At 67.8% G+C, this 26,992-nt stretch carries 26 protein-coding genes; 16 read left to right on the top strand and 10 right to left on the bottom strand.

From position 1 onward, the window contains the following. Positions 1-86: 86 nt before the first annotated feature. The 6 genes from IEW24_RS04505 to sciP all read left to right on the top strand — a co-directional run bounded on the left by IEW24_RS04505 (position 87) and on the right by sciP (position 3,919). The gene (locus IEW24_RS04505) at positions 87-359 is read left to right on the top strand and encodes a DUF6129 family protein (RefSeq protein ID WP_188575799.1); all 273 of its coding nucleotides are present in this window, start codon (positions 87-89) and stop codon (positions 357-359) included. Positions 360-550: 191 nt separating this feature from the next. Next, on the top strand, positions 551-1,687 hold the full coding sequence (locus IEW24_RS04500; RefSeq protein ID WP_188577355.1) for a DegT/DnrJ/EryC1/StrS family aminotransferase: 1,137 nt from the start codon (positions 551-553) through the stop codon (positions 1,685-1,687). A gap of 180 nt (positions 1,688-1,867) precedes the next feature. Continuing rightward, entirely contained in the window at positions 1,868-2,176 is a 309-nt protein-coding gene (locus tag IEW24_RS04495; RefSeq protein WP_188575797.1) for a 2Fe-2S iron-sulfur cluster-binding protein, read from the top strand. An 86-nt stretch (positions 2,177-2,262) separates the two neighbouring features. Continuing rightward, positions 2,263-2,613 (top strand): hypothetical protein, encoded by a 351-nt coding sequence (locus IEW24_RS04490; RefSeq protein ID WP_308468356.1) that lies wholly within the window; start codon positions 2,263-2,265, stop codon positions 2,611-2,613. A 239-nt stretch (positions 2,614-2,852) separates the two neighbouring features. After that, the gene (locus IEW24_RS04485; RefSeq protein WP_188575795.1) at positions 2,853-3,293 is read left to right on the top strand and encodes a group II truncated hemoglobin; all 441 of its coding nucleotides are present in this window, start codon (positions 2,853-2,855) and stop codon (positions 3,291-3,293) included. A gap of 350 nt (positions 3,294-3,643) precedes the next feature. Next, positions 3,644-3,919, top strand: coding sequence for a CtrA inhibitor SciP (sciP, locus tag IEW24_RS04480; RefSeq protein WP_188575793.1), 276 nt, complete (start codon positions 3,644-3,646; stop codon positions 3,917-3,919). Between the two features lie 494 nt (positions 3,920-4,413). On the opposite strand, the gene glyS is transcribed toward sciP, so the two are convergent. Continuing rightward, on the bottom strand, positions 4,414-6,657 hold the full coding sequence (gene glyS, locus IEW24_RS04475; RefSeq protein ID WP_188575791.1) for a glycine--tRNA ligase subunit beta: 2,244 nt from the start codon (positions 6,655-6,657) through the stop codon (positions 4,414-4,416). A gap of 116 nt (positions 6,658-6,773) precedes the next feature. Further along, positions 6,774-7,709 carry a glycine--tRNA ligase subunit alpha gene (locus IEW24_RS04470; protein WP_188575789.1) on the bottom strand — a complete coding sequence of 312 codons (936 nt, stop codon included), beginning with the start codon at positions 7,707-7,709 and terminating at the stop codon, positions 6,774-6,776. Between the two features lie 252 nt (positions 7,710-7,961). On the opposite strand from IEW24_RS04470, the gene IEW24_RS04465 reads away from it, so the two are divergent. From IEW24_RS04465 to IEW24_RS04445, 5 genes are all read left to right on the top strand, one after another. After that, entirely contained in the window at positions 7,962-8,363 is a 402-nt protein-coding gene (locus tag IEW24_RS04465; RefSeq protein WP_188575787.1) for a hypothetical protein, read from the top strand. Between the two features lie 239 nt (positions 8,364-8,602). After that, entirely contained in the window at positions 8,603-8,908 is a 306-nt protein-coding gene (locus IEW24_RS04460; protein ID WP_188575785.1) for a hypothetical protein, read from the top strand. An 87-nt stretch (positions 8,909-8,995) separates the two neighbouring features. Further along, positions 8,996-9,553: a hypothetical protein gene (locus IEW24_RS04455; RefSeq protein ID WP_188575783.1), complete on the top strand. Its 558-nt coding sequence runs from the start codon at positions 8,996-8,998 to the stop codon at positions 9,551-9,553. A gap of 67 nt (positions 9,554-9,620) precedes the next feature. Then, positions 9,621-10,133 (top strand): hypothetical protein, encoded by a 513-nt coding sequence (locus IEW24_RS04450; RefSeq protein WP_188575781.1) that lies wholly within the window; start codon positions 9,621-9,623, stop codon positions 10,131-10,133. 94 nt (positions 10,134-10,227) lie between these two features. After that, complete coding sequence (locus tag IEW24_RS04445; RefSeq protein ID WP_188575779.1) at positions 10,228-10,743, top strand: hypothetical protein; 516 nt, start codon at positions 10,228-10,230, stop codon at positions 10,741-10,743. Between the two features lie 271 nt (positions 10,744-11,014). Here IEW24_RS04445 and IEW24_RS04440 read toward each other — a convergent pair whose 3' ends face one another. Then, complete coding sequence (locus tag IEW24_RS04440; protein WP_188575778.1) at positions 11,015-12,106, bottom strand: TRAP transporter substrate-binding protein; 1,092 nt, start codon at positions 12,104-12,106, stop codon at positions 11,015-11,017. A 259-nt stretch (positions 12,107-12,365) separates the two neighbouring features. On the opposite strand from IEW24_RS04440, the gene IEW24_RS04435 reads away from it, so the two are divergent. Beyond that, entirely contained in the window at positions 12,366-14,378 is a 2,013-nt protein-coding gene (locus IEW24_RS04435) for a hypothetical protein (RefSeq protein ID WP_188575776.1), read from the top strand. Between the two features lie 2 nt (positions 14,379-14,380). Here IEW24_RS04435 and IEW24_RS04430 read toward each other — a convergent pair whose 3' ends face one another. The 4 genes from IEW24_RS04430 to IEW24_RS04415 all read right to left on the bottom strand — a co-directional run bounded on the left by IEW24_RS04430 (position 14,381) and on the right by IEW24_RS04415 (position 19,071). Then, entirely contained in the window at positions 14,381-15,526 is a 1,146-nt protein-coding gene (locus IEW24_RS04430) for an Mrp/NBP35 family ATP-binding protein (RefSeq protein ID WP_188575774.1), read from the bottom strand. 85 nt (positions 15,527-15,611) lie between these two features. Next, complete coding sequence (locus IEW24_RS04425; protein WP_188575772.1) at positions 15,612-16,328, bottom strand: uracil-DNA glycosylase family protein; 717 nt, start codon at positions 16,326-16,328, stop codon at positions 15,612-15,614. A gap of 82 nt (positions 16,329-16,410) precedes the next feature. Further along, entirely contained in the window at positions 16,411-17,028 is a 618-nt protein-coding gene (locus tag IEW24_RS04420) for a glutathione S-transferase family protein (protein WP_188575770.1), read from the bottom strand. Between the two features lie 300 nt (positions 17,029-17,328). Further along, positions 17,329-19,071 carry a WcbI family polysaccharide biosynthesis putative acetyltransferase gene (locus IEW24_RS04415; protein ID WP_188575768.1) on the bottom strand — a complete coding sequence of 581 codons (1,743 nt, stop codon included), beginning with the start codon at positions 19,069-19,071 and terminating at the stop codon, positions 17,329-17,331. A 260-nt stretch (positions 19,072-19,331) separates the two neighbouring features. On the opposite strand from IEW24_RS04415, the gene IEW24_RS04410 reads away from it, so the two are divergent. The 3 genes from IEW24_RS04410 (at position 19,332) to IEW24_RS04400 (ending at position 22,385) form a co-directional block, all read left to right on the top strand. Beyond that, positions 19,332-21,098 (top strand): fatty acyl-AMP ligase, encoded by a 1,767-nt coding sequence (locus IEW24_RS04410; protein WP_244644152.1) that lies wholly within the window; start codon positions 19,332-19,334, stop codon positions 21,096-21,098. Between the two features lie 277 nt (positions 21,099-21,375). Then, positions 21,376-21,618 (top strand): acyl carrier protein, encoded by a 243-nt coding sequence (locus IEW24_RS04405; protein ID WP_188575766.1) that lies wholly within the window; start codon positions 21,376-21,378, stop codon positions 21,616-21,618. Positions 21,619-21,845: 227 nt separating this feature from the next. Further along, on the top strand, positions 21,846-22,385 hold the full coding sequence (locus tag IEW24_RS04400; RefSeq protein ID WP_188575765.1) for a hypothetical protein: 540 nt from the start codon (positions 21,846-21,848) through the stop codon (positions 22,383-22,385). 182 nt (positions 22,386-22,567) lie between these two features. On the opposite strand, the gene IEW24_RS04395 is transcribed toward IEW24_RS04400, so the two are convergent. Then, positions 22,568-23,164: a hypothetical protein gene (locus tag IEW24_RS04395; protein WP_188575763.1), complete on the bottom strand. Its 597-nt coding sequence runs from the start codon at positions 23,162-23,164 to the stop codon at positions 22,568-22,570. A 277-nt stretch (positions 23,165-23,441) separates the two neighbouring features. Here IEW24_RS04395 and IEW24_RS04390 point away from each other — a divergent pair, with 277 nt between their 5' ends. After that, positions 23,442-24,908: an MFS transporter gene (locus IEW24_RS04390; RefSeq protein WP_188575761.1), complete on the top strand. Its 1,467-nt coding sequence runs from the start codon at positions 23,442-23,444 to the stop codon at positions 24,906-24,908. A gap of 13 nt (positions 24,909-24,921) precedes the next feature. Here the strand turns inward: IEW24_RS04390 and IEW24_RS04385 are convergent, their stop codons facing one another. Together IEW24_RS04385 and IEW24_RS04380 are read right to left on the bottom strand one after the other, a co-directional pair. After that, positions 24,922-25,641, bottom strand: a complete 720-nt coding sequence (locus tag IEW24_RS04385; protein ID WP_188575759.1) for an RlmE family RNA methyltransferase — start codon at positions 25,639-25,641, stop codon at positions 24,922-24,924. Beyond that, positions 25,638-26,957, bottom strand: a complete 1,320-nt coding sequence (locus tag IEW24_RS04380) for a Ppx/GppA phosphatase family protein (RefSeq protein WP_244644150.1) — start codon at positions 26,955-26,957, stop codon at positions 25,638-25,640. The genes IEW24_RS04385 and IEW24_RS04380 overlap by 4 nt, the downstream gene beginning before the upstream one ends. Positions 26,958-26,992 lie beyond the last annotated feature (35 nt).

Genomic DNA, 26,992 nt, shown 5'->3' with positions numbered 1-26,992 from the left:
GGACACGCACCTGACGGAAAAGGCGGAAAGCCGACACGGAAGGCGACAGGCGGACGCGGGCCGGATACGGAAACGGGAACGAAACCATGGCGCTGGCAGCGAGTGAACTTGCGGACATCGAAGCCCTGCTGAACGGGGCGGAGGCGGGCGGCGCGGGCGTGATCGCCACCCTACGCGGCCGCTTCCCGCATCTGAGCTGGACCCGCTGCGACGCCTCGGACGTGGCCGAGACCCCGTTCCGCACCTTTGCCGCCTGCGACCTGCACCTGCTGGACGGCCACGACCATTGCGTCCAGCTCACCAACGATCCCGCCCGCGCCACCGGACTGGTGCTGGCCATGCGACAGGTGGGGCCATGACCGACGCCACAGAACGAACCGGCGCATCGCAGCCGCATCCCACCGAGCCCAGCGCCACTGAACTCCGGCTCATCGATGGCGGTGGCGCGCCCGGCTCCTCCACCGTCATCCGGCTGCCGGGCGCGGGCCCCGTGCTCGTGCCGGTGGACGCCGCGCCGGAGCCGGACGAAGACGCGGACGACGATGTGGAGATGATCCCGCTCTCCGATCCCGACATCACCGGGGTGGAGCTGGCGGCGGTGGAGGCGGTGCTGCGTGGCGCGCTGCTCTCCGCAGGCCCCACGGTGGCGGCCTTCGAAGCCGCGTTCGCCGCTTATCTCGGCCGCCGCCATGCGGTGGCGGTGCCGAGCGGCACCATGGCTTTGCTGCTGGCGCTGAAAGCCTATGGCATCGGCCCCGGTGACGAGGTGATCGCCTCGCCCTATTCCTTCCGCGAGACCGCCCACGCCATCAGCCTCGCCGGCGCGAAGCCGGTGTTCGCCGACGTGGAATACTGGTCCGGCACGCTTTCGCCGGAGAAGGCGGAGCCGCGCATCACGCCGGCCACCCGTGCCATCATCGCCGGCAACACCAACGGCCACCCCGCCGCCTGGGATCGGCTGCGGGCGCTGGCCGAACGGCACGGGCTGAAGCTGCTTGAGGACTCAACCGAGGCCATCGGCGCGCGCTATCAGGGTGCGCTGGTGGGCACGTTCGGCGATGCCTCGGTGTTCGATTTCTCCCAGCCCTTCGCGATCACCTGCGGCGAGGGCGGCATGCTGGTGACGGACGATATCGACATCGCCATGCACGCCCGCCGCGCGCGCTCCCACAGACTGGAGGAACGCGCCTCCGTGGTGGTGGGCTCAACCCCACCCTATCAGGCGGGCATGAGCGAAATGTCCGCCGCCCTCGGCCTCGCACAGCTGGGGCGGCTCGATGCGATCCTCGAGCGGCGGCGCACGGTGGAGCATCTCTACTATCGCCACATCAAGTCGTTCGAAGGCATCAAGGACCCCTATACGGGGCCGGATGTGACGGATGTGAACTGGTTCCTCTATCTGGTGCATCTGGGCAACCGCTTCTCGCGCTCCAGCCGCGATGCCATCGTGGAGGATCTGCGCACCGAGCAGGTGCATGCGGCGGCCTACAGCCAGGCCATCCATCTGCAGCGGCATTATTTCGACATGGGCTACCGGCGCGGCGACCTGCTGGTGGCGGAAAAGCTCTCCGACCGCGCGGTGGCGCTGCCCTTCCACCCGCATCTCACCGAGGACCAGATCGCCTTCATCGTGGAGACCATGAAGGACGCCTCCATCAATGTGGGGGCCGGCGCGGCCATCTATTAGCGCGCGCCTGACGCGAACCGGAGCCGGAACCTTTCGGGACGACGCGCGTGCCCGGCGGCCTTCCGCCTCCTTCAACTGAGCACAAGATCATCCCGCCCCGCGAACGGGCAGGACATGACGACGTGTGCCCGCATGGACCAAACGACACCATCAGACGAGACGACAAGAAGGAGCGTACAGATGACCACTCTCACCGTCATGCCCTCCGGCCAGGTGCTGGAAGCCGCCGAAGGCATGAGCCTGCTGGACGTGCTCACCAAGGGCGACATCAAGCTCGGCCACGCCTGCAAGGGCGACAAGACCTGCAACGTCTGCCACATCTTCGTGCATGCCGGCCGCAAGGGCCTCTCCCGCGTCGCCCGCGAGGAGAATGAGACGCTCGATGCCATGGTCGGCGTCTCCTCCAAATCCCGCCTCGCCTGCCAGGCGGTGATCCTCGGCACCGAGGACGTGCAGATCGAGATCCTGGGCTTCGACTCGGGGCTCTGATCGCCGGATCACCAACCCCGCGCCCGGAACACCGCCAGTCCGGACGCGGACACCTCTCTTTGACCCCCAGCAAAAGGAGTGTTCCCATGAGTGAAACGGAAACCACCGCCCAGGCGCCCTCTGCCGAAGTGACCAATCTCGGCGAAGTGCGCGCCATCGCGGCGCGTGATCCGGGCCTCAAGGCCGTGCCGGAAGTGATCCTGCACATGAAGTTCATCAACAACGGCTCGGTGGTGGAAGCGGGCGAGACCCCGGCCTCCCTCACCGCGCAGCAATGGTTCAACTTCCTCAGCCTCGCCGTGCCCACCGCCTATCAGGCGCTGGCCGGCGGGCGCGGCGTGTTCCGCCTCACCAAGGTGGAACTGTCGGTGCTGAAGGCGGAAGCGGTGGCCGAGGGCGCCGCCGCTGCCGCAGCAGGTGCCGCCTCCGCCGCCTGAGCCGATGATCGGCCGCCGTGCCTTCCTCTCCACGCGGGAGACGGCGCGGCGGCCTGCCGGCGCAGATCGGTCGAAGCGCGCGCCGTCTCCAGCCCCGCACCATATTGATTTGCCGGCGTAAACGCCCCATCTGCGGGGAAACAGTGCCGACGGGGAATACCGTTCCTCGGGAAACCCCTCCCGAAGAACCATCAGCCGGCGATGACAGGCAAGGCTGCACTGCGGCGGGAGGGAAGGTCATGTCCCAGGAGAATGCGGCCACGGCCGGGACCGAGGTGTCCGTCTACGAGCGCATCGGGGGCGCGGCCACCATCGACCGGCTGGTGGAGGACTTCTATCACCGGATGGACACCCTGCCCGATGCGGCCTACCTGCGCTCCCTGCACCGGCCCGATCTCACCGAGACCAAGGACGTTCTGAAGCGCTACCTCAGCGAATGGCTGGGCGGCCCGAAGCTCTACACGCCCGAGCGCGGCCACCCGCGCATGCGCCAGCGCCACATGCACGTGCCCATCAAGGCGGCCGACCGGGATGCCTGGCTCATGTGCATGCGTGGCGCGCTTGAGGACGCGGTGCCGGATGAGCGGACCCGGCAGGGCATCGACGCCGCCATGTCCCGCCTTGCCGACTGGATGCGCAACGTAGCCGAGCCCGGCATCGCCCCGCCCGGCGCGCCCTGAGGGGCGCTTTCCGCGCATTCGCCCGCCCTGCCCCGCGCCCCCGGCAGAACAGGGCGTACGCCGCATCTGCGCATGATGAGCAGACGAGCAGCTGCAATCTTCGCGGATACTCGGCAGTTCTTGTGCTTTGATCCGGGCGCGCCAAGTTGGCGACAAATAGCGATGCAACCTATGTTGCAACCACGGCGCGGAATTGGTTAACAACTTCATGCGCCATTCGTTAAGGAATGCCTGTTTCAGCTTCCATTAAGAGAAGTAAACAACATCCTCCATTTGTCCTTTAGGGAATTCTTCATCGCCCTCTGCCACAGTTCAATTCAAGAGTGGGGTAGTAACGGGTGAGCGTAACGATGACCGATGCCTATCGGCCCAGAGCCAAGTATGTGATCGGGCCTGACGGCAGTCCGCTGACAATTGCGGATTTGCCGCCGCCTGACACGCGACGCTGGGTGATCCGCCGCAAGGCGGAAGTGGTGGCCGCCGTGCGCGGCGGCCTCATCAGCCTGGAAGAAGCCTGCAAGCGCTATACGCTGACGGTGGACGAGTTCCTGTCCTGGCAGGCCTCCATTGATCGTCACGGCCTGCCGGGCCTGCGCACCACACGCATTCAGCATTATCGCCAGTAATCTTTCATTAACCAGACAAGCCCCGGATGCCATCGGCCTCCGGGGCTTTTTTATTGCCGGTTTCCTGACGCTGCGAGGGGCGCGGGACTGAGGGTCGGCGTGGTGGCGTGACGGCGTCCGTGCGCTTGCCGGGCGGATACGCGCTCTGCGCGAGAATGTCGCAGCCCACCTACGCCGAAGAGGCAGCTGTGGTCTATCCGGCCAGCGCAGTCAGCGAAGATGGATAAGAAAATATTACTTGGAAATACTTGCGCGGGTAGCGCGCGGGAAAGCCCTCTCCCGCTTGCGGGGGAGGGTTGGGAGGGGGCCCGCCGCAGGCGGGGACGCGCTCCGCCAGGTACGTGGCTTCCAGATGTTCCGCCCGGTCTGCCCCCTCCCTAACCCTCCCCCGCAAGCGGGAGAGGGGATAGGTCGTGCGGGAGGGAAGCCCTGCGCGTCAACGACCTCTCACTAAGAACGAGGGCATCCCCCTTGCAAACAGGTCGCCCGCCCCCTCAGCCCTCGATGCGGTCGAAGTCCGCGATGCCGCGCGTGGCGGAGCGGATTTCGTCGAGCAGCTTCAGGCGGTTGGCGCGCAGCGGCGCCTCGGGCGCATTCACGATCACCGCGTCGAAGAAGGCATCCACCGGCCCGCGCAGATGCGAGAGCGCGCCCATGGCGGCGGCGAAATGCTCGTGCTTCACTTCCTCGGACACCTGATGCTTCACCGTCTCGATGGCGGCGGCCAGATGTTCCTCGGCAGCTTCCTTCAGCAGCTTCGCCTCTGCCGGGCCCTTATAGGCCACGCCGTCCTTCTTCTCCTCGATGCGCAGGATGTTCACCGCGCGGCGATAGCCCGCCAGCAGGGTGCGACCATCCTCGGTGCCGAGGAAATCGGCCAGCGCCTCCACCCGGCGCACCACGAGCAGCAGGTCGTCCTGCCCCTCCAGCGCGAACACCGCATCCACCAGATCATGGCGGGCGCCGCGCTCGCGCAGATGCACCTTCAGGCGATCGGCGAAGAAGGACAGCAGGTCGGCGGCAAGATCGCCCGACAGCGTCGCGCCCTCGATGCGCTCGGCACCGGCGGCCGCCGTGCTCTCCTCACCCCGCGGCACGTGGGCGAGGCGGCGGGTCAGGCCCTTGATGATCTCGCCCACCAGCCGGTCGGCGAAGCTTTCCACGCCGAGGGCGTCGTGCGGATTGTGCTCGTAATGCTCTTCGCCCAGAATCTGGCGGGCGGCGCTCACGAGGAGCGGGCGCAGCGGCAGGCGCAGCTCATTGTCGAGGATGATGCGGATGACGCCCAGCGCCGCACGGCGCAGCGCGTAAGGATCCTTGGAGCCGGTCGGCTTCTCGTCGATGGCCCAGAAGCCCACCAGCGTGTCGATCTTGTCCGCCAGCGCCACCGCGATGGAAACCGGCGCGGAGGGCACGCGGTCGGACGGCCCCTGCGGCTTGTAATGCTCCTCGCTGGCGGCGGCGACTTCCGGCGGCAGGTTTTCGTGCTGGGCGTAATAGCGGCCCATGAGGCCCTGAAGCTCGGGGAACTCGCCCACAACTTCCGTGAGCAGGTCCGCCTTGGCGAGGCGGGCCGCCTCGCCGGCCAGCGCGGCGTCGGCGCCCACCAGCGGGGCGATCTCCTGCGCCAGCGTCACGATGCGGCCGATGCGCGCACCCTGCGCGCCCAGCTTCTCGTGGAAGGTGATGTTGTCGAACTTGCCGAGCCGGTCCGCCATGGGCGTGCGGCGGTCGGTATCCCAGAAGAATTTCGCGTCCGAGAGGCGGGCGCGGATCACGCGCTCATTGCCCGCCACGATGGCCTTGCCGCCATCGGTGGCGGCGATGTTGGACACCAGGATGAAGCGGTTGGCGAGGCGCCCGGTGCGCGGGTCGCGCAGCACGAAGCACTTCTGGTTGGCGCGGATGGTGGCGCGGATCACCTCGTCGGGAATGTCGAGGAAGCGCTCCTCGAAGCTGCCCATGAGGGTCACGGGCCATTCCACGAGGCCGCAGACTTCCTCCAGCAGGCCCTCGTCCTCCACCAGCTCCAGCCCGTTGGCCAGCGCCAGATCCTTGGCGTCGTTGAGGATGATGGCCTTGCGGCGGTCGCGGTCGGCGACGACCTTCGCCGCCTCCAACTTGGCCAGCCAGTCCTCCAGACGGCGCACCGGGAAAGCCTCGGGCGCGAGGAAGCGGTGGCCGCGCGTCACGTCGCCGGAAACGATGCCCTCGATCTCGAAGCGGATGACTTCCGGGTCTTCGATGTCGGTGCCGAAGGTGCAGACGATGGAGTGCAGCGGGCGCACCCAACGCATGGTGCCCGTGCCCCAGCGCATGGACTTCGGCCACGGGAAGGTGCGGATGATGTCCGGCATGATGTCGGCGATCACTTCGGTGGTCGCCTTGCCGGGCCGCTCGATGAGGGCGACGTAGAACTCGCCCTTCTTGGCATCCTTGACCACCTCGGCCTGCTCGATGGAGGCAAGACCCGTGCTCTTCAGGAAGCCCTGGATGGCCGCTTCGGGCGCGCCCACGCGCGGTCCCTTGCGCTCTTCCTTGCTGTCCGCCTGCCGGCCGGGCAGGCCGTGGACGGCAAGGGCGAGACGGCGCGGGGTCACGAAGGCTTTCGCGCCCTCATACATGAGGCCGCGCTCCACCAGCGCATCGGTGACGAGCTTGCGCAGCGCATCCGCCGCCTGCGCCTGCATCCGGGCGGGGATTTCTTCGCTGAAGAGTTCAAGAAGCAGATCAGGCATGGGTCTTTGGCCCTTCGGGGCGAAACGGGCGTCCGGCGGGCACGGCCCTCACGGATGCAGGATAGAGCGAACCGGCCCGCGCCCGAAAACCTCAGGCGGCGGCACCACAAAAGGGCTCAGGCGGCGGCACCGCCGCCGGCTTCCGTCTTCAGCCACGCCGCGCCGCAGGCCTTGGCCAGCTCGCGCACACGCAGGATGTAGCTCTGCCGCTCGGTGACGGAGATCACGCCGCGCGCATCCAGCAGGTTGAACACGTGGGACGCCTTGATGCACTGGTCATAGGCCGGCTGCGCCATCAGATGCCGCTCGCCATCCTCGCCCGCCGCCAGATACTTGGCGCAGGCGGCCTCGGCCATGCGGAACTGTTCCAGCAGCATGTCGGTGTCCGCATGCTCGAAATTGTGCCGGGAATATTCCTTCTCGGCCTGCAGGAAGACGTCGCCATACGTGACCTTCTCCGCGCCCTCGCGGCCGTTGAAGTTCAGGTCGTAGACGTTCTCCACGCCCTGCACATACATGGCGAGGCGCTCAAGGCCGTAGGTCAGCTCGCCCGCCACAGGCGCGCATTCGAAGCCGGCCACCTGCTGGAAGTAGGTGAACTGCGAGACTTCCATGCCGTCGCACCAGCACTCCCAGCCCAGGCCCCACGCGCCCAGCGTCGGGCTCTCCCAGTCATCCTCCACGAAGCGCACGTCATGCAGCTTCGTGTCGATGCCGATGGCATCCAGCGACTGGAGATAGAGGTCCTGAAGGTTCGCCGGGGACGGCTTCAGGATCACCTGGAACTGGTAATAATGCTGGAGGCGGTTGGGGTTCTCGCCATAGCGGCCGTCCTTGGGGCGGCGGGAGGGCTGCGCATAGGCGGCCTTCCAGTGCTTCGGCCCCAGCGCGCGCAGGGTGGTGGCCGGATGAAAGGTGCCCGCGCCCACTTCCATGTCATAGGGCTGAAGGACCACGCAGCCCTGGTTGGCCCAGAAGGTCTGGAGGGTCAGCAGCAGGCCCTGGAAGGAACGGTCGGGCCGCATGTGGGGCAGAAGGGCGGGATCGATCATGGCGCTTCATGTCAGCGGCGGTGCCATCAGGCGGCCGGAGCGCCCCCTGCCGACGCCGCGTGGCGGGACGGAACGCGCTCGTTTCGGAGCGCGTGCGGACACTAGAGAACGGCCCCGGCCAGATCAAGCTGCGCCGTCGCAAGCCCAATTGGTTCCATGCATTTACGGAAGCCGGCTTCGCTTTTGTGTGAATGAACCATCTTAACCACAGGGTGTTGGTTGGGTCAGAGGAACACATAAGGAGACCTGAGAATGCGTAAGATCACCCTTGCCGCCGCTGCCCTTCTGGCCCTGTCCACCGTTGGCGCGTCCGCCCAGAGCGGCCTGTCCACGCAGGATCCGCACAAGGGCGCCGCACAGGAAGGCGGCCGCACCCAGGCCACCCCGGGCTATACGCCGGACTCCGGCATGACGCCGGGCGACAAGGCCTCCCAGCCCACGCCCCGCAGCGGCCTCAGCACCCAGGATAGCCACTCCGGCCCCGCGCAGGCGGGCGGCCGTACCCAGGCGACGCCCGGCGCCAGCGGTTCGGGCTCGACCATGGATACCACCGGCACCGTGACCCCGCGCTCCGGCGTGTCCACGCAGGATCCGCACAAGGGCCCGGCGCAGGAGGGTGGCCGCACCCAGGCGACCCCCGGCCCGACCCGCTGAGCCTGACAGGCCGGCATCGCTGACGAAGCCCCCCGGAGCGCCCGCGCTCCGGGGGTTTTCTTTGTCCGGAAGGCACATCCGAACAGCACACGCCCCGCCGCTGCACACGCATCCCTAGCCATAGAAATATTATAAAAGACTATTGTATCTTCATACCACAATCCACATTCGGAAATGTTACCGCTATTGCTCGACCTTAATCATATCTGTTATCTCCCGTGGCCCACGGGATACTGGAAATGACCCTGCGTACTGCCATCATTCTCCGACATGCTGCGCTGGGCGTCGCCATCGCCTTGGCGCTTGTGGCGTATAATCTCACCCGGAACGGTGACGTCACCCCGGCGCGGATCCTCGGCCAGATCGTCGGCGGCGGCCTCGTGGTGGGGCTCCTCGGCTATGTGCGCTCCCGCAAGGCGCCCGCCGAGGCGCGTACGCCGCCGCTCACCACCGCACGGCGGATAACGCTCACGCTCTGCCTCGTCGCCATCCCACTGCTGGCGGTGGCCGCAGCGCTCATCTTCAAGGGTGTGATCCACGTCTGAGGCGCCGACCCGACGCGCCTTCCCGCCGACCAGCCTGCAATGGCCGCATCCGGCCCTGACGGGCACCTCTCCACAAGGGCCAAGACCGTGCTCCCGACACGCGCCAAGACCGTGCCGTTGCCCAGCGATCCCCGGCGCGGCCGCCGCGTCCACCGGCTCGCCCTTCTGCTCCTGCTCGCAGTGGCCGGCGCACCGCCCGTGCTCGCCCAGCCCGCACCCGCCGTCCCTTCCGCCACCGCCCCGGATGCGCAGGAGGCGGTGGCCCTCATCCGCCGCGCCAACCGCCTGTTCGGCACCGGCAAGAAGGAGGATGCGGTGTTCGCCTTCTATTCCGGGCAACTGCGCTTCCGCGCCTTTCTCGCCGCCCATCCGGACATCGACCCCTCCGGCGCGCCGGCACTGTTCTCATCCCTGATGGAAACCGTGGGGCGGCCGATCAACGAATATGCCTTCGGCGACATCTCCGCCCTCATCCGCACCATCGACCGCGTGCTGACATGGGACGAGGCCAACCCCGCCCCCGGCATTCCCGCCGCCGCGCGCCAGAGCGCCCGCGCGGGCCTCATCGGCATGCGCGACCAGATCCGCACCGAGGCCGACAGCATCCGCGCCGAGCGCGCCGCCAAGGGACTGGAAAATCGCTGAGGCGGACGGCAACGCTTTGGCTTCCCGAGCGTTACGTCCTCGACGTCCCCTCAGGAGAACCAACTCAATGCGCCTGTTGATCGCGAGCATGATGGGCCTTGCCGCCACCCTGCCGATGACGGCGAGCGCCGATGCGGCAGGCTTCGCGACCCGCGACCTCGTCCCCTTCGCGACCACCGTCAGCGCCGCCCTCGGCGAGGGCTGCCAGACGGTGGCTGATCCGCAACGCGTCACCATCGTGTGCAAGTCGGGCCTCGGCCCGCTGGTCGATGTCACCATCAAGCGGCGGGAGAGCAACGACCGCATCGAGCAGAACATCCGCTCCGGCAAGACCGGGCAGCCGGAAGTGGACGCGCTCTGCAAGAAGATCAATGACCAGTGCACGGCCACCATGCTCGACGTGGCCCCCGCCGTGGGCTGGATCGGCGCCCAGCCGCAGGGGCGGCAGGCGCTCTCCACCGCCGTCATCCTGCGCGATGGCGACCAGCTCACCGTGCGCGCGCTCGCCAACGATCCCGAACAGGCGCGCGCCTATGTGGACAAGACGCTGGCCGTCGTCCGTCCGGTGATCGGCCAGTAGCCCCTCTTCATCAGGCCGCCGTCATGGCCGCCTTCCGCCTTCCGCTTTCCGCTTTCCGCTTTCCCCTGCCCCCCGCACCGACAGGAGAACGGCCATGCGCCTTTCCGGACTTCCCCTCGCCGCCTTTTCCGCCATCGCCCTTGCGAGCCTTGCCGCACCGGCACAGGCGGAAGGCTTCACCACCCGCGACCTGACCAGCGTATCGAGCGGACTGACCTCGGCTCTGGGCTCCGGCTTCATTGCCCGGTCGGAGGCCAAGCGCGTGACGCTCATGTGCCAGGACTGCAAAGGCAATCCCATGATCGACGTGCTGATCGGCCGCCAGAGCGACGGCACCGAGCAGCGCATCCGCTCCGGCCAGACCAGCATCGCGCACATGGAGAAGCTGTGTCAGGACAAGAGCCCCACCTGCAAGCTCACGAAGCTGGAGGTGGCGCCTGCGGTAGGCTGGATCAGCGCCTGGCCCATGGGCGACATGTCCGCCTCCACCGCCATCATCCTGCGCGACGGCGACATGCTGACCGTCCGCTCGCTGGCGGCCGACCCCGCCACCGCCCGCAGCAACGCCCAGAAGGTGGTGACGGCGCTGGGGCCGCTGATCGGGAAATAGGCTTTCGCGGCGCGGGCCGGAAACGGAAGGCAAAGCCCTCTCCCGCCCGTAACCGGCTCATGCCGGTTACGGCAACAACGTGCCGAAGTCGGAAACATCCGACTTCGGTGCGGGAGAGGGAGCGCGTTGCGCATGGGGGACGAGCGCGCCGGACCGCCGGACAGAGCACGTCCGCGCGGGAGACGTGCCTCCCATGTGTTGAGCAGAGGCCCAAACAAAAAACCGGCCCGGATCGCTCCGGGCCGGTTCAGCTCAATAGCAGCGCGGCAGATCAGCCACGGGTGCGGGCGCGCACCATATAGTCGTCATAGGTGTATTCGACGATCTGCCACCACAGGTATTCCTCGTTGCGGAACGCCTTGGCGTCGTCATAGACCTTCTTGAACTCGGGGCTCTTCGCACCGATTTCCTCGTAGAGCTCATGGGCCACCTTGTAGCAGGCGTCCATCATCTCGTTCGGGAAGCGGCGCAGCTGGGCGCCGGCCTTCACCAGACGCTGCACCGCAGCCGGGTTCTTGGCGTCGTAATTGGACAGCATGTCCGCATTGGCCTGCAGGGATGCCGCCTTCAGGATGGCCTGATAATTCTTCGGCAGCGCGTTCCACTGTTCCTGATTGTAGAAGAAGGTCAGCGAGGCGCAGCCTTCCCACCAGCCGGGATAGTAATAATACTGCGCCACCTTCTGGAGGCCGAGCTTCTCGTCGTCATAGGGGCCGACCCATTCGGCCGCGTCGATGGTGCCCTTTTCCAGCGCCGGATAGATGTCGCCGCCGGCAAGCTGCTGCGGCACCACGCCGAGCTTGGCGAGGATCTGGCCGGCGATGCCCGCGATGCGCATCTTCAGGCCCTGAAGATCCTGCACGGTCTTGATTTCCTTGCGGAACCAGCCGCCCATCTGGCCGCCCGTATTGCCGCCGGGCAGCATGTAGACGCCATACTTCTTGTAGAATTCGTTGAGCAGGGTCAGGCCATTGCCGTGGAAGAACCACGCATTGATCTGCCGCGCATTGAGGCCGAACGGGAACGCCGAGCCGAAGGCGAAGATGGGATCCTTGCCCACATAGTAATAAGAGGCGGTGTGGCACATCTCCACGGTCTTGTTCTGCGTGGCATCGAGCGCCTGCAGGCCGGGGACGATCTCGCCCGCCGCGAAAACCTGAATCTGGAACTTGCCGTCGGTGGCCTCCGAGACCGTCTTGGCCATCAGCTCGGCGGCGCCGTAGATGGTGTCCAGCGACTTGGGGAAGGAGGACGTGCAACGCCACTTCACTTCCGGCGCGGACTGCGCGATGGCCGGCATAGCGATGGCGGTGGACGCGGCGACACCGGCGCCGGCCGAGGCGAGAAACTCACGGCGTTTCATATGTTCACTCCCTAGGACACTTATTGGGTGTTTTGATTTGGCGCACACCCGTTGGCATAAGCGGTACCCGGTCTTTGACGCCAGGTCATCCTCGACTTTCTTCTAGTGGGTTTTGCGGGACTGGGGAATGGACCTGCGCGAAAATCCATGGCGCGCAACCCCGCACCGGAAACCCCTTGCGCAGCGGGCGATCGTACCGCTAGAGCACAAACCGTGTTGCACGGCCGGGGGGCCGCGCCTGTCCGGGACGGTGGGGACCATGGGTGGCTGGGCGATGGATCGCGGGACGATCCGGCAGAGGGGCGTTGCGGTCCTGTTCGGGCTTGTCGCCCTCCTCATCGTCATCACCCACGCCTTCGCCCCCATCAGCATCCAGCCGGATGCCGCCTTCGACGACGGCCTGTTCCTCACGCTGGCCCGCCGCTTCGCCAATGGCAACTGGTTCGGCACCTACTATTTCCTGACCCTGCACAAGGGCAACGGCTACTCCATCTTCCTCGCGCTCGGCAGTTGGCTGGGGCTGCCGGTCTCGCTGGCGCACGGACTGTTCCATGCCGCCGCCTGCCTCACCTTCGCTGCCGTCATCCGCCGCGTCACCGGCTCAACAGCGCTTGGCATCGCCGTGCTGCTGGCGCTCGCCATGGTGCCGGTGCTGGCCATGGCCTCGGGCCTGCGCGTGCTGCGCGATGCCATCTACAGCGGGCAGACGCTGTTCCTGTTCGCGGCCGTCATCTGGCTGCTGTTTCGCGGCCGCGCGCCGGACATGGCGGGGCGGGGCATCGGCGCGGGCGCCTTGCTCGGCTGGCTGTGGCTCACCCGCGAGGAAGGCCTGTGGGTGCTGCCCACGCTCGCCCTGCTGTTCCTCGCCTTCCCCCTCGTGCGCACGGGCGCGGACGGCGGCGCGCGGGCGCCCGCCCGGCTCGCCGCCACCGGTCTTGCGCTGGTCTGGTTCGGGCTCGGCTTCGCACTGGTGTTCGGAGCCTATTCCGGCATCAACCGCCTCGCCTATGGCAGCTGGACCACGGTCGCCATCAAGGAAGCCAGCTTCGAGCGGGCGCTGGGCGCGCTTTATTCGGTCGAGGACGGCGACAGGGTGGCCTATGTGCCGGTGTCGCGGGCAACCCGCATGCGCATCTATGCGGTGAGCCCGGCCTTCGCGGCGCTGAAGCCCTATCTGGACCCGCCCGGCGCGCCGCTCTGGGTCAATGGCTGCCCGCATTACGCGACCGGCTGCGACGACATGGCCGGCGGCTGGTTCCACGTGGCCTTCCTGTTCGCGGTGAAGGGCCTCGGCCAGCACGAGACGCTGGAGCAGGCCAAGGCCTATTACCGGCGGGTGGCCGACGAGGTGGAGGCGGCCTGCACCGACGGACGGCTCACCTGCCGCCGCATGCTCAGCAACGCCGTCCCCCGCCTCGCCCCCGATTTCGTGGAGACGCTGCCCCGGCGCATCATCGGCGCGCTGCGCAAGGTGACGATGATCGACTGGGGGCCGGTTTCCGGCGGGCCGAGCACCGGCACCCCGGTGGAGATCGCCGAGGCGCTCACCTTCCTCAACCGCCCGCCCATGGTGCCCACCCTCGAACAGATGCAGAAGGTGGTGCTCGAAGCCCAGTTCATCGGGCCGGACGCAACGCCGCTGGTCATGCGCCTTGTGGATGCGGCGGGCGCGGCCATCCCCGCAACGCTCGAACCCCTGCCCCCGCCCCCCGGCCGGCCCGGCCCGCCGCCGCCCGGTGAACAGCTGCTGCGCATCACCGCCACCTGCCCGCTCGCCGCCTGCTGGATCGACGTGACGCAGAAGGACCGGCAGATCACCCGCCTACGGCTGTGGGATCTGATGAGCGCCGGCTCGCGCGTGCGCACGCCGGAAGGTTCGTTCCGGATCAGCAAGATGCTGGTGGATGGCGCGGGCACGCTGGGCGATGTGCGCTACCGCACCTCGCAGATGATCCGCTCCGGCCTCGCCGCCGCCATGCCCTTCGTGCTGCCGCCGCTGGCGGCCATCGGCGTGTTGGCGTGTCTCGTGGGGCTGGTGCTGGCGGCGCTGGCGCGGCGGCTGCCGTTCAGTCTGCTGATCGCGCTCTCACTGGGTCTCGGCGTGGTGACGCGCCTGACCATCCTCATTCTCGGGGATGCGGCGGGCCTGCCCATTGCGGATGCCTATGTGATGCCTGCCTGCTTCCTCACCGCCGTGAGCGCGCCGCTGGCGCTCTACGGCTGCTGGAGCGCCGCCCGCGCGCTGAAGGCGCGACGGGCGGGTGTCATCTAAGACTACTCGATGACGATGCGCGGCGCCGGGCGCGCCGAGGTGCCGGAGCGGCTGAGCGAGGCCTTCACCTTCTCCGCCACCGCGCGATAGTCCGCCGCCTGCGGGCTGTCGGGATCGGAGACCATGATCGGCACGCCGGCATCCGACATCTCGCGGATGCGCATGTGCAGCGGGATCTCGCCGAGGAAAGGCACTTTCAGCTTTTCCGCTTCCGCGCGCGCACCGCCATGGCCGAAGATGTCGGAGCGGCCGCCGCAATGGGGGCAGACGAAGGTCGCCATGTTCTCCACCACGCCGAGGATCGGCACGTTCACGCGCTGGAACATGGCGATGCCGCGCCGGGCATCGATGAGCGCCAGATCCTGCGGGGTGGAGACGATGACCGCGCCCGCAAGGCTCACCTGCTGGGCCATGGTGAGCTGCGCGTCACCGGTGCCGGGGGGCATGTCCACCACCAGCACGTCGAGCGGCCCCCACTTCACCTCGCGCAGCATCTGCGAGATGGCGGACATGACCATTGGGCCACGCCAGATCATGGGCGTGTCTTCCTCGACCATGAAGCCGATGGACATCAGCTGGAGACCAAAATTCTCCAGCGGCAGCATGGTTTTGCCGTCGATCACCTCGGGCTTGGCATGCACGCCGGCGATGCGCGGCACGGAGGGGCCGTAGATGTCGGCATCGAGCAGGCCCACCTTGAGGCCGAGATCGCGCAGGCCGAGCGCGAGATTGATCGAGACCGTGGACTTGCCCACGCCGCCCTTGCCGGAGGCCACCGCAATGATGTTGGCGACGCCGGGCACCTCGATGCCGCCGGACGCGGCGCGGGCCTGCCCATGGCTGTGGCCGTGCCCATGCCCGCCGGCTGCCGGCGGGGCGGCGGGGCGCGGCCCGCCGGCCTTGCGCTCGGCGGTGAGCGCCACGAGGGCGGAGGCAACGCCGGGGATGCGGCGCACGATCTCTTCCGCCTCGCCGCGCACGCTCTCCCAGGCGCGGGCCTGCGATGCGTCCACGGTCACGGACAGATAGACCTTGCCGCTGGTGACGACGATGCCCGACAGAGCAGGCGACGCGGACAGGGCAACGCCGTCCGGCGTGCGCACATTGGCCAGCGCGGCGCGGACCATGTCTTCGGTGACGTCGGACATCGAACTCTCTCCCAAACTCGTACGGCGCGGTGCGCCCTATTTGGACCCTGTCTAATGCACGCGAGGCACAGGAGGGAACCCTATCTTAAGTGGCGTCCCGCACGCGCAGTGCATGGGCCACGTCGGCCTGCAACTCCGGCAGCAGGTCGGCCTCGAACCACGGATTGCGCTTCAGCCAGCCGGTGTTGCGCCAGGAGGGATGGGGCAGCGCATAGACCTTCGGCCGCGCCCCCGCCTCCCGCACCATGCGCCAGTTGGCCACCGTCTCGGTCAGACTGGCGCCGATCTGCGCGTGCCTGCCGAGGCGCTTCAGATGATAGAGCTGCGCCGGGCGGCCGATCACCAGCACGAGGTCGAACGCCGGCATGGCGGCGAACAGGCGATCGTGCCACTGGCTGGCGCATTCCCGGCGCGGCGGCAGATCGCCGCCGGAGGCATCCTGTCCCGGAAAGCAGAAGCCCATGGGCACGATGGCGACACGGGACGTGTCGTAGAATTCGGCCGGCGTCACGCCCATCCACTGGCGCAGACGGTCGCCGGAGGCATCGTTGAAGGTCAGCCCCGTGAGATGCACCTTCGTGCCGGGCGCCTGACTGGCGACCAGAATGCGGGCGCTCGCCGAAGCGCGCAGCACCGGGCGCGGCGCATGGGGCATGGGCTTGCCGCGCGGCGTGTCCACGCAGACGGTACAGGCGCGGATTTCGCCAAGCAGATGCGCCAGCGCGGGATCGCCGGCCCCGGCCTCATCCAGAAATGCGCTGATGTCCGCGCCGGGGGTGAGCCGGCTGCGATCGCTCGCCATGTGCGCCTCGTGCTGCGCCTTTCGCGCGACGGCACCCCGCCGTCCCGCCTCCATATAGGCAGCGGGCGGCGGGTGCGCCCCCTCACGCCCCCGCGGCAGCGGCCGGGCGGGCGGAAACGGCGGCGCGCCAACGGGCAAGGTTGGTGAACTCCTCCGGCGCCGTGATGCGCGCCACCCGCATGAAGTCGATGGCGACGATGGCGGTGATGTCGGCCACCGTGAAGCGGTCCAGCGCCAGATATTCGCGGCCCGCCAGCTCACGGTCCATGAAGCCGAGGAAATCCAGCACCTTGGGCTTGTTGGCCTCGCCCCACTCCTTCACCTGCGGGATCTCGCGCTCGGCCATGGCCGGATGCACATGGCGGAAGGCGAACTGCACCGCCTGCATAAGCTCGATTTCGGCCCGGCGCTGCCACATGTCCACGAGGCCGATCTCCCTGGCATCCGCACCGAACAGGTTCGGCTCGGGCTGCACGGCCTCGAAATAGCGGCAGATGGCGATGCTCTCGGCGATGGGGGTGCCGTCATCCAGCACCAGCACCGGCACGGTGGCGCGCGGGTTGATCTCCAGGAATTCCGCGAGCCGGTTCTCCTTGGCGCCGATGTCCACCGTACGGGTCGGCACCTCGATGCCCTTCTCGGCGAGGAAGAACTGCACGCGGCGGGGATTGGGCGAGCGGCCGGCGAGATACAGCAGCATGGGGCGGTCTCCTCGTGTTGTCTTGGTGTTTTGTATGCCACAGACCATGGGGAGCCATGCATCGTCAAGGCGATGGGGGGAAGCTCCCTCGCCATTCGTCATGGCCGGGCTTGACCCGGCCATCCACGTCCCACCGCCGGGCGGCCGATCTACGAAAGGGCGAACGGCAGTGGCAGCCCCATGCGCCACAACAGCCACCGTCGGCCCGACGTGGATGCCCGGGTCAAGCCCGGGCATGACGAGCGAAGAGGACCGAGACCCGCTTCAAACGGGGCAACAGGCGCGTATCAGCCTTCGTCCTCACCCGTAATAGCTGATGTATTTCCGGAAATAGTCCTCCCAGCGCACCTTCTCGCCGCGCACCAGATAGCGGGCATCCGCGCCGGCCCATGTCACGTCGAGGGCGGAGGCCACCTTGGGGTGGACGGGGATCTGAAGGCTTTTCAGCGAATCCAGCGGGCCTGAGAACCAGAACGGCTGGCGCACCCCCAGTTCTTTGGCCAGATGCTTCATCAGCATGCCGAGGATGGCGCCGTTGGGATGGGCGGTGGTGTAGAAGACCCGCTTCCTGCGGAAGTTCTCCAGGATGTAGGCACCCATGCCGGCCGGGAATTTCTCGTCCATGGCCAGCAGGCGCTTCTCCTCGAACGTGTGCAGGCGCCTGGGGTCGATGACGCCCTTCACGTCGAGATCGCGATAGGCGGCAAAGCGCGCGTCCGGATCGGGAATGTCCTTGCGCAGCCGCGCCAGAAGACCGTCGAAATAGGTGAACTCGAAGTTCGGATAATCCTTGTTGCGCGCGATCCTGTCGTCCGGCCCGTTGAAGGCATCGAACGGCCAGAGCGAGGCGAAGCGCACGCAGGGGTAGCGCAGTGTCGGAAGATCATCCGGGACGTGCGCGCGCAGCGGATACGCCTCCCACTCCTTGATGTCCTGAATGAGCAGCAGGTCGCATTCCTCGATGTCGCGGCGCCCCTGCTCGTGCAGGTTGGGCGGCAGCTCCATGAAATGGTGCTTCACCGAAAAACGCTTCGAGAAGCCCGGATTTTCACGGAAGGCGCGGGCGACGAGGCTGCCCTGACAATTGCCGAAGATGAGGATCTTCTTCCGCGTGGTCCCCCCGCGCGGCGTGGAGCGCAGAATGACGCCCTCCGCCGCCCCCACCCCATCGGGCAGATGGGTGATGTCGAGCGCCTTCAGCTTCAGCGCGCCGTTGCGGAAATGGCGGATCGCGATGTCGATCTTCTGCGGCACGCCGCTGTCGAGGCTGGCATCCGGCGGCACCTCGAACAGGAAGCTGCCCGCCCCATCCCTGAGCGCCGCGCCGCTGAAGGTTTCGGTGCCCAGCGTGCCGCCCTCGCGGGTGCGCACGCTCACCTCCAGCAGCGGCTCGTCCGGCCCGGCGCCCCGGCCGGGATCGCAGGCGATGTCCAGCCGGTGCAGGCCGGCGGGCAGGAAGAGCGGCGACCACGAGCGCCAGAATTTCAGCGCGCTCACCGTAACCGGCGAGACACCCACCGCCCCGGAGAGCGGCAGGGTGCGGATGCGCCCCAGCATGCGCCAGCGCATGGGCGGTGCCTGCGCCAGTTCCGCCTCCGAGGCGGTGCGCAGCGTCAGGCCAGTGATGGTGAAGCGCGCGGTGCCGAAGCCGGTGAAGCGGAACTCGAACGGCGCATCCGCCCCGCTCTCCATGGAGAGGGCGTGCGGCACCTCGAACAGGAGCGTGCGGTCGCCGGTTTGCAGTTCCTCGTGGGTAAAGTCGCGCCACGCCCGCAGCATGCGGTTCTGGGCGATCACCTCCACGCCCAGCAGCGGATGGCCTTTCTGGAGCGGGGCCGGGAAATCCCCTTCGAATCGCAGCGCATAGCGGCCCGCCGGCAGGCGCAGGAAGGGGCCGTAGAGGAACAGCCGCACCGGCACCACGAGATCCTGCGCCACCGTGCCGTCCGGCTTGCGGCGGCCGGGCAGGCGCACCTCCATGGTGGAGAGGATGTCGCGCTCACGTGAGAAATCGGGCGCGACGCGCTGATCGTCCGCCGCCATCAGGCCGCTCCCCCGCAGGTAGACCTGTCCATCGCCGTGTGCGCTGCGTTTGAAACGATCATGCGGGTTCGGCTAAACTGAAATCCGGGCTGAGACAATTGGAATGACGCGGGAATGATTTTGGGCACGTGGGCGGGCCGGGCCGTCAGGGTTCGATCCGGAGCGGCGGGGATGGGCAGGCAGGCCGGGATCGTACAAGAGAGGTCCGGCTTTTCAAGCAAGGCCGCAGACGTGCGACGGGCCGGGGCATGATGGACCATATGTCGAACTTTCCCGTGCGGCCCTTTTCCTCGCTGGTGGATATCCTGCGCCATCGCGCCGCCACCACGCCGGAAGCCCGTGCCCTTGTCTTCTCCTCCGGCAAGCCGGGCATCGAGCCCGAGCTGAGCTATGGCCAGCTCGCTGCCGAGGCCGCGACCCTCGCCCGCACGCTGATGGATGAGACCCAGCCCGGCGACCGGGCGCTGCTGATCTTCCCGTCCGGGCTTGAATTCGTGGTGGCTTATTTCGCCTGCCTGATGGCGGGCGTCATCGCTGTGCCGCTGATGCCGCCCCGGCGCAATGCGGCGCAGGATGCCAGCGCCGCCATCATGGCCGATTGCGCCCCGCGCCTCGCGCTGAGCCCGGCGGGGGAGGACGAAGACCCGCGCGGGACCCTGCGCCAGCGCCTCTCGGATGCCGGCATCCACCATCTCACGGTCGCGCTCGCGGGCGTGGATCAGTCCGACATTCCCGACCTCGGCCTCGGCCGCGAGAATATCGCCTTCCTGCAATATACGTCCGGCTCCACCTCCGCGCCCAAGGGCGTGATGGTGAGCCACGGCAATCTCATCTCGAACCTTGAGATGATGCGCCAGCGCTTCGGCAATATGGCCCGCTCCACCCATGTGAGCTGGATCCCGCTCTATCATGATCTCGGGCTCATCCTGAACCTGCTCCAGCCGCTCTATGTGGGTGCGACCTGCGTGCTCATGATGCCGTCCGGCTTCATGCATCGCCCGCTCAACTGGCTGCGGAACATCTCCCGCTTCAGGGCCGAGGTGGCGGCAGCGCCCAACTTCGCGTTCGACCTGTGCGTGGACCGCTTCCGCCCCGAACAGATGGAGGGGGTGGACCTCTCCTCATGGACGCTGGCGGTGAACGGCGCCGAGCCGGTGCGCGCGGCCACCATGGTGCGCTTTGCCGAAACCTTCGCGCCCTATGGCCTCAACGCCCGCACGCTGCATCCCACCTATGGGCTCGCGGAAGCGACACTGGTGGTGTCCTCCGCCCCGCGCGGCAGCGGCGTAAAGACCTCCACCGTGAGCGCGAAGGGCTTGCAGGCCCGGCGCATCGCGGCGCCGGAGAGCGAGCTGGACGCGCAGATCATCCCCGCCTGCGGCCCGGCCATGCCGGACGTGGGCCTCGCCATCGTCGATCCCGAGACGCTGCGCCGCGCCGCGCCGGGCGTGATCGGCGAGATCTGGGTCTCCGGCCCGAGCATTGCGGGCGGCTACTGGCAACGGCCGGAGGAGAGCGAGGCAACTTTCCGCGCCCGCATCGCAGGCGCGGAAGAGGACGGCCCTTTCCTGCGCACCGGAGACCTCGGACATCTGGATGCGGACGGCGACCTGTTCATCGCCGGGCGGCTGAAGGACGTGCTCATCATCCGGGGCGTGAACCATTATCCGCAGGACATCGAGGCCACCGTCTCCGAGGCGCATCCGGCGCTGCGGCGCGACTATGGCGCGGTGTTCAGCGTGTCGGCCGAAGACGGCACCGAGCAGGTGATCCTCGTGCAGGAAGTGGAGCGAACCAAGCGCCGCGACATCGTGGAGGCGGACGTGTTCGCCGCCGTGCGTGCGGCGGTGACGAACAATCACGAGGTCTTCCTCTCGAAGATCGTGCTCATCCGCACCGGCACCATTCCCAAGACCACGTCCGGCAAGATTCAGCGCCGCCGCACCCGCCAGCAGTGGCTGGACGGCACGCTGGAAGTGTGGGATTCCCGCGCCCCGGAGCCAGCCTCCGAAGACGCGGCATTATAGAGCGGGGTCAACATTCATCTCTGGGCATCCATGCAGCAAAGCATCGTCATGCCCGGACTTGATCCGGGCATCCACGTCCCTCCGCCGGGAGGATGGGGTGATTTCATGAGCGGTGGCCGTGGAGTTCGCCTTCATACCGGCCACCATCGGCCCGACGTGGATCCCCGGATCAAGTCCGGGGATGACGATCTTCTGCAACGCGGCCGTTGTGCGTTGATTACCGTTTCCTCCTTCACGCCCTAAAGCTTCCCTCCCCTTTCCCAGCCCCGGACCTGCCATGCCCTCCCTGCCCGACATCACCGACTTCTGCCGGGAGCGCCTTGCCGCGACGCTGGAGATCGAGGCCGCCGGCATCGCCCCGGACGCGACCTTCGCCAGCCTCGGGCTTGATTCGGCCATGGCAGTGCATTTCGTGCTGGAAATCGAGGATCGGTTCGGCGTCGAGCTCTATCCCTCCGTGACCGAGGATTATCCGACCGTCGAAACCTTTGCCGGCTACGTGGCAACGCTCGCGGCCTGATCGCCTAACACTCTGTCAGACATCACTTTTTCCTCCGGACGGGTGTTTCGTTCCGGCCGGGACCCAAGCGGTACAACCGTATTCACCCCAGCAAAGCGCAAGCATCTCATCCCCAGCCGGATGGATACGCTTTGTTTGGATACGCGCGTTACACTTGGTCTCGCCATAATTGAAACCTACCCCGCCACGCCGCCTTTTGAAGGGTCGGAACCGGACGGAGCCATTACATGGAAAGTGCCCGCGTTCATCTCTACCAGTTCGCCTCGGGCGCCCAGTGGGCGCCGGGCGACAGCGTGGAGGCCTATTTGCGGCAGCTGATGGAGATCGACATGGGGCTCACCCCCCGCGCCGATCGTATTGCCACCCTGACCGTTTTCCTCGACGAGGCTTTCCAGCTCGCCCACTCGCTGGGCTGGAGCGGCAATGTCCGTGAAGCGCCCCAGATGTTCGCGCTGCCGGGCCTGCCGGCGGAAGAGCAGATCTACATGGTGGCCTGGGAGCAGGAAGACGGCGTGGCCTATGCCGCCGCCCCCTATCCGCTGCCGTGGCTGGAGAGCAAGGCCAGCCGTTTCACGGATTCCACCCGGGCCCAGCCCGCGACGGAGCGCCCCTCCGTCCCTTTTGATGCCGCTCCTCCCGCTGCCCGCGCCCGCGAGGAGGAGGCCGATCCGTTCGCGGAGTTCGCCCGTCGAGGCGAGGAGGCCGCCCGCCTGCGCGACAGCGGAGCCGAGGAAGACAGCGAGACGCCCAAGCGCCGCTTCTTCTGATCGCTGCACCGACACCCGAATGCACAAAGCCCCCGGACCCTGACGGATCCGGGGGCTTCGTCCTTGCGGAAGGCCGTTCGCTGCGGGGACGCTGGTCCGGGCTTCCGCCGGCAGCCCTGTCAGAGCCGGATCGGGTCAGATGGAAACCATCTGCCCCGTGAATCCGCCTCCGCAACACACGTCTAGTGCGTGACGCGGCGCGCGCCGGTCAGGCCGCGCGCCTTGTCCTCACAGGGCTTTTCCTCCCCCATCCGGCGCTGTTCCTCCTCATGCGCCATCCGGCGCTTGCCGCCCACCACGCGCAGCGCGGCACGGGCACGGGCGCTCAGCCACAGGCCGCCCCGGCCATCTGCGGAGATGTCGCCCACCACGAGACCCGCTGCGGTGAGCTGGGCATAGAGGCGCGGCAGCGACAAGCTGCGGGCCACCGCGAAATGCAGGAACAGCAGGCCACGGTCGCGCAGCGAGAAGCGGGCACGGGCGAGCAGCCGGTCCAGCGCATCGCCGCAGGGCGCGCCGGTGATGATCAGGCTGTCGGTGATGCCGTGGGCCACGCAGTCCAGATTACGCGGGGCGCAGCCCACATTGGTGAAGCCGGCCTGCCACAGGCCCAGCGCCAGCGTGAGGCAATCCGCCCCCAGCACGAGCACATGGTCCTTGGCCACCAGCCCGCCCTCGTTCATGCGCGCCAGCAGCGGCGCGGGCAGAGCGGACGATCGGGGGGGCTCCTTCTGGGCCGCATCGGCGGCCTCGACCGGCAGGGAATAAGCGAGGGGCAATGACGCCTCCTTGGAAAGCGACGGGCCGTGAACCCGTCCGACGCCCCGCAAGATGGCCCTCGCCCCGTAAGCTCTCCATTCGGAAGCATCGGCCTTACATAAAGGCCGCGTAAGGGCTGCATGGCCTGCAATGTCATCGGAATACCGCAGATTGCAATTCCACCGGTCATTTCCGAATTTTCATGCCTGATACGCAGCGGCATGGGGTAGAGCCCACAACCGGACGGGTCTAGATGGGGGCCAGCGCCTGCCGCCCGGCGCTTACCCCGGAGCCCCGATGCTCGCGCCTGTCCGCCCCGCCGTGCCCCGCCGCATCCTGATCCCGCTCATCGTGGCCTGCGCGCTGTTCATGGAGCAGGTGGACTCGACCGTCATCACCACCTCGTTGCCCGCCATCGCGGCGGCGCTCAATGACGATCCGGTGGCGCTGAAGCTGGCGCTGACCTCCTATCTGCTGTCGCTGGCGGTGTTCATCCCCGCCTCCGGCTGGGCGGCGGACAGGTTCGGCGCGCGCACCGTGTTCCGCTCGGCCATCGTCATCTTCACGCTCGGCTCGATCCTGTGCGGGCTCTCCACGAGCCTCGCGGACTTCGTGCTCTACCGCATCATCCAAGGCATGGGCGGGGCAATGATGGTGCCGGTGGGCCGCCTCGTGGTGCTGCGCAGCGTGCCGAAATCGGAACTGGTGGGGGCGCTGGCATGGCTCACCATCCCGGCCCTGCTCGGCCCGGTGATGGGCCCGCCGCTGGGCGGCTTCATCACCACCTATTTCGACTGGCGGCTGATCTTCTTCATCAACGTACCCATCGGCATCCTCGGCATCATCCTCGCCACCCGCTTCATCGAGAATGTGCGCGAGGAAGACGTGCCGCCGCTCGACCTGCGCGGGCTGGTGCTGTCGGGCATCGGCCTGTCCGGCCTCGTGTTCGGCCTCGCGGTGCTGGGCCAGCACCTCGTGCCCTACTGGATGGCGGCGGGCGTCACGCTGATCGGCGCCATCGCGCTCGGCTTCTATGTGCGCCATGCCCGGCGCACGCCGCATGCGGTGATCGACCTCAAGCTGCTGCGCATCCCCACCTTCCGCGCCGCGGTGGTGGGCGGCTCCATCTTCCGCATCGGGGTGGGCGCCATGCCGTTCGCGCTGCCGCTGATGCTTCAGCTCACCTTCGGCCTGTCGCCCTTCGCCTCCGGCATGCTCACCTTCGTGTCCTCAGCGGGCGCGCTGGTGATGAAGACCACCGCCGCGCCCATCCTGCGCCGCTTCGGCTTCTGGCGGGTGCTGGTGTTCAATTCGGTGCTGTCCTCGGCCTTCATCGCCGCCAATGCGCTGTTCACGCCTGAGACACCGCAGCTCGCCATCGCGGCGGTGCTGCTCATGGGCGGCTTCTTCCGCTCGCTGGAATTCACCGCGCTCAACGCCATCGCCTATGCGGACGTCACCCAGCAGGAGATGAGCCGGGCCACCTCCTTCGTCAGCGTGGCGCAGCAGGTGTCGCTGTCCATGGGCGTGGCTCTGGTCGGCATGGTGCTGGAATACATGCGCAGCGGCCGGCCGGGGAAGGTGCTGGAACTGTCCGATTTCACCCCGGCCTTCGTCATCGTGGCGGCGGTGAGCGCGCTGTCGATCTTCAGCTTCCTGCGGCTGCCGCGTGATGCGGGCGCCGAAATGTCCGGCCGCGGGAAGCCCGAGGCCAAGCCCGACACCCTGCCCGACCCGCGCGGCGAGGTGAATGCGGGCTCGTGAGAGCCCTCACCCCTCAGGCCTCGTCCTCCCCGGCCGGGCGGTCCGCCTGTCCCCGGAAGCCGGTGGCGACGAGATAGAGTTCGGCGGAATCGGCGCGCGACGCCGACGGCTTCAGATGCCGCACATTGGTGTAATCGCGCTTCAGGTCCGCCAGCAGCGTCCCTTCCGTGCCGCCCTGAAACACCTTGGCGATGAAGGTTCCGTTCGGCGCCAGCACCTGACGGGCGAAATCCGCCGCCAGCTCCACCAGCCCCACGATCTTCAGATGGTCGGTCTTCTTGTGGCCCGTGGTGTTGGCCGCCATGTCGGACATCACCAGATCCGCCTTGCCGTCCAGCATGGCGAACAGCTTTTCCGGCGCGGAGGGCTCCAGAAAGTCCATCTGGGCGAACATCACGCCCTGAACGGAATCCATCTCCAGCAGGTCGATGGCGACGATCTTGCCGTGCCCGTCCGCCGCACCGGTCTTCTTGGCCGCCACCTGGCTCCAGCCGCCGGGAGCGGCGCCGAGGTCCACGATGCGCATGCCCTTGCGCAGGACATGGATCTTCTCGTCCATCTCGATCAGCTTGAAGGCCGCGCGCGACCGCCAGCCCTCCCGCCGGGCCTTGGCGACATAAGGGTCGTTCAGCTGGCGCTGGAGCCACTTCTGCGACGAGCTGGTGCGGCTGCGCGCGTTCTTCACGCGCACCTTCAGGGGCCGGGCGTCGGGGCCGCGGGGGGTCGAGGTCAAGAATACTGCTCCGAAACGGTATAAGCGGGGCCGCGATGGCGCTTCCAAACGCCGTCGGCCCGCATCAATTGCACCAGCATGCCCTCGCGCAGCCCACGGTCGGCCACCCGCAGCCGGTCGGTGGGGAAGGCTTCGCGCACCGCTTCCATGATGGCGCAGCCGGCGAGCACGAGGTCGGCGCGCTGGGCGCCGATGCAGGGGTTGGATACCCGTTCCTCGAAGGACATGTCCATCAGCCGGTCCACCACTTCGCAGATGTCCTGCGCATGCAGCCATGCGCCATCCACCCGCGTGCGGTCGTAACGGTCGAGGCCGAGATGGATGCCGGCCACCGTGGTGACGGTGCCCGAGGTGCCCAGCAGATGCATGCGGCCGGGCTGGCGCAGGCCCCAGCTCTGGCGCACACCGTCCAGCATCTGGGTCACTTCATCCACCATGGTGCGGAACAGCTGGTGCGAGACCTTCACCCCGCCATGGCGCTCGGCCAGCGTGACCACGCCCACGGGCATGGAAGCCCAGGAGCGGATGCGGGCCCGCGGCGGGCCGTCATCGCCCGCCGAGCGGCGGCCGAGCCAGACCACTTCCGTGGAACCGCCGCCGATGTCGAACAGGATGGCCCCGTCGCAGGTGGGGTCCACCAGCGGCGCGCAGCCGGCGGCGGCAAGGCCCGCCTCGGTGCGGCGGTCCACCACTTCCAGTTCGAGGCCGGTGCGGTTGGAGACCCGCGCGCAGAATTCATCGCCATTGGCGGCGGCGCGGCAGGCCTCGGTGGCGATGATGCGCATGCGCTTCACCCCCCGCGCCTGGATCTTGCCGGCGCAGACTTCCAGCGCTCCCACCGCCCGGTCCATGGCGTGGGTGTTCAGCCGGCCGCTGGCGCCGAGGCCCTCGCCGAGCCGCACAATGCGCGAGAAAGCGTCCACCACACGGAAGTTGCGCGCGGTGGGGCGGGCGATGAGCAAACGGCAATTGTTGGTGCCAAGATCGAGCGCCGCATAGAGCCCGTCACCACATGGCCCCTGTCCGGGCCGCTCCTGCGCGCAGCGTTCCGCGCCCGCCCCGGCGAGCGGCGCAGGCGTATCCGTCCCGCAGGTATCCGCCCTGAAGGTGTCGGTCCTGAAGGTATCGGCCCGGAAGCTGCCGGCCGTGATCGTTTCGGAACCGCGCGCTACGGTTCCGGTCCCCTGCTCCGTCCCGGCACAGGAGCCGCCGGAGGACGCATGCGCGTCCGCGACGGCTTCCGCCGGCACCCGTTCCGGGGCCGCGTGCGTGTCGCACCTCGGCTCCGGTGAGGGCCGGTGCGTCTCGTCCCTCATTGCATTCCCCTTGCAGCGCAGCTTCGGCTAAGCCG

Origin of the sequence: Azorhizobium oxalatiphilum (genome assembly GCF_014635325.1) — a bacterium.
Lineage (GTDB): Bacteria > Pseudomonadota > Alphaproteobacteria > Rhizobiales > Xanthobacteraceae > Azorhizobium > Azorhizobium oxalatiphilum.
This window is presented reverse-complemented; position numbering and strand designations above follow the sequence as displayed.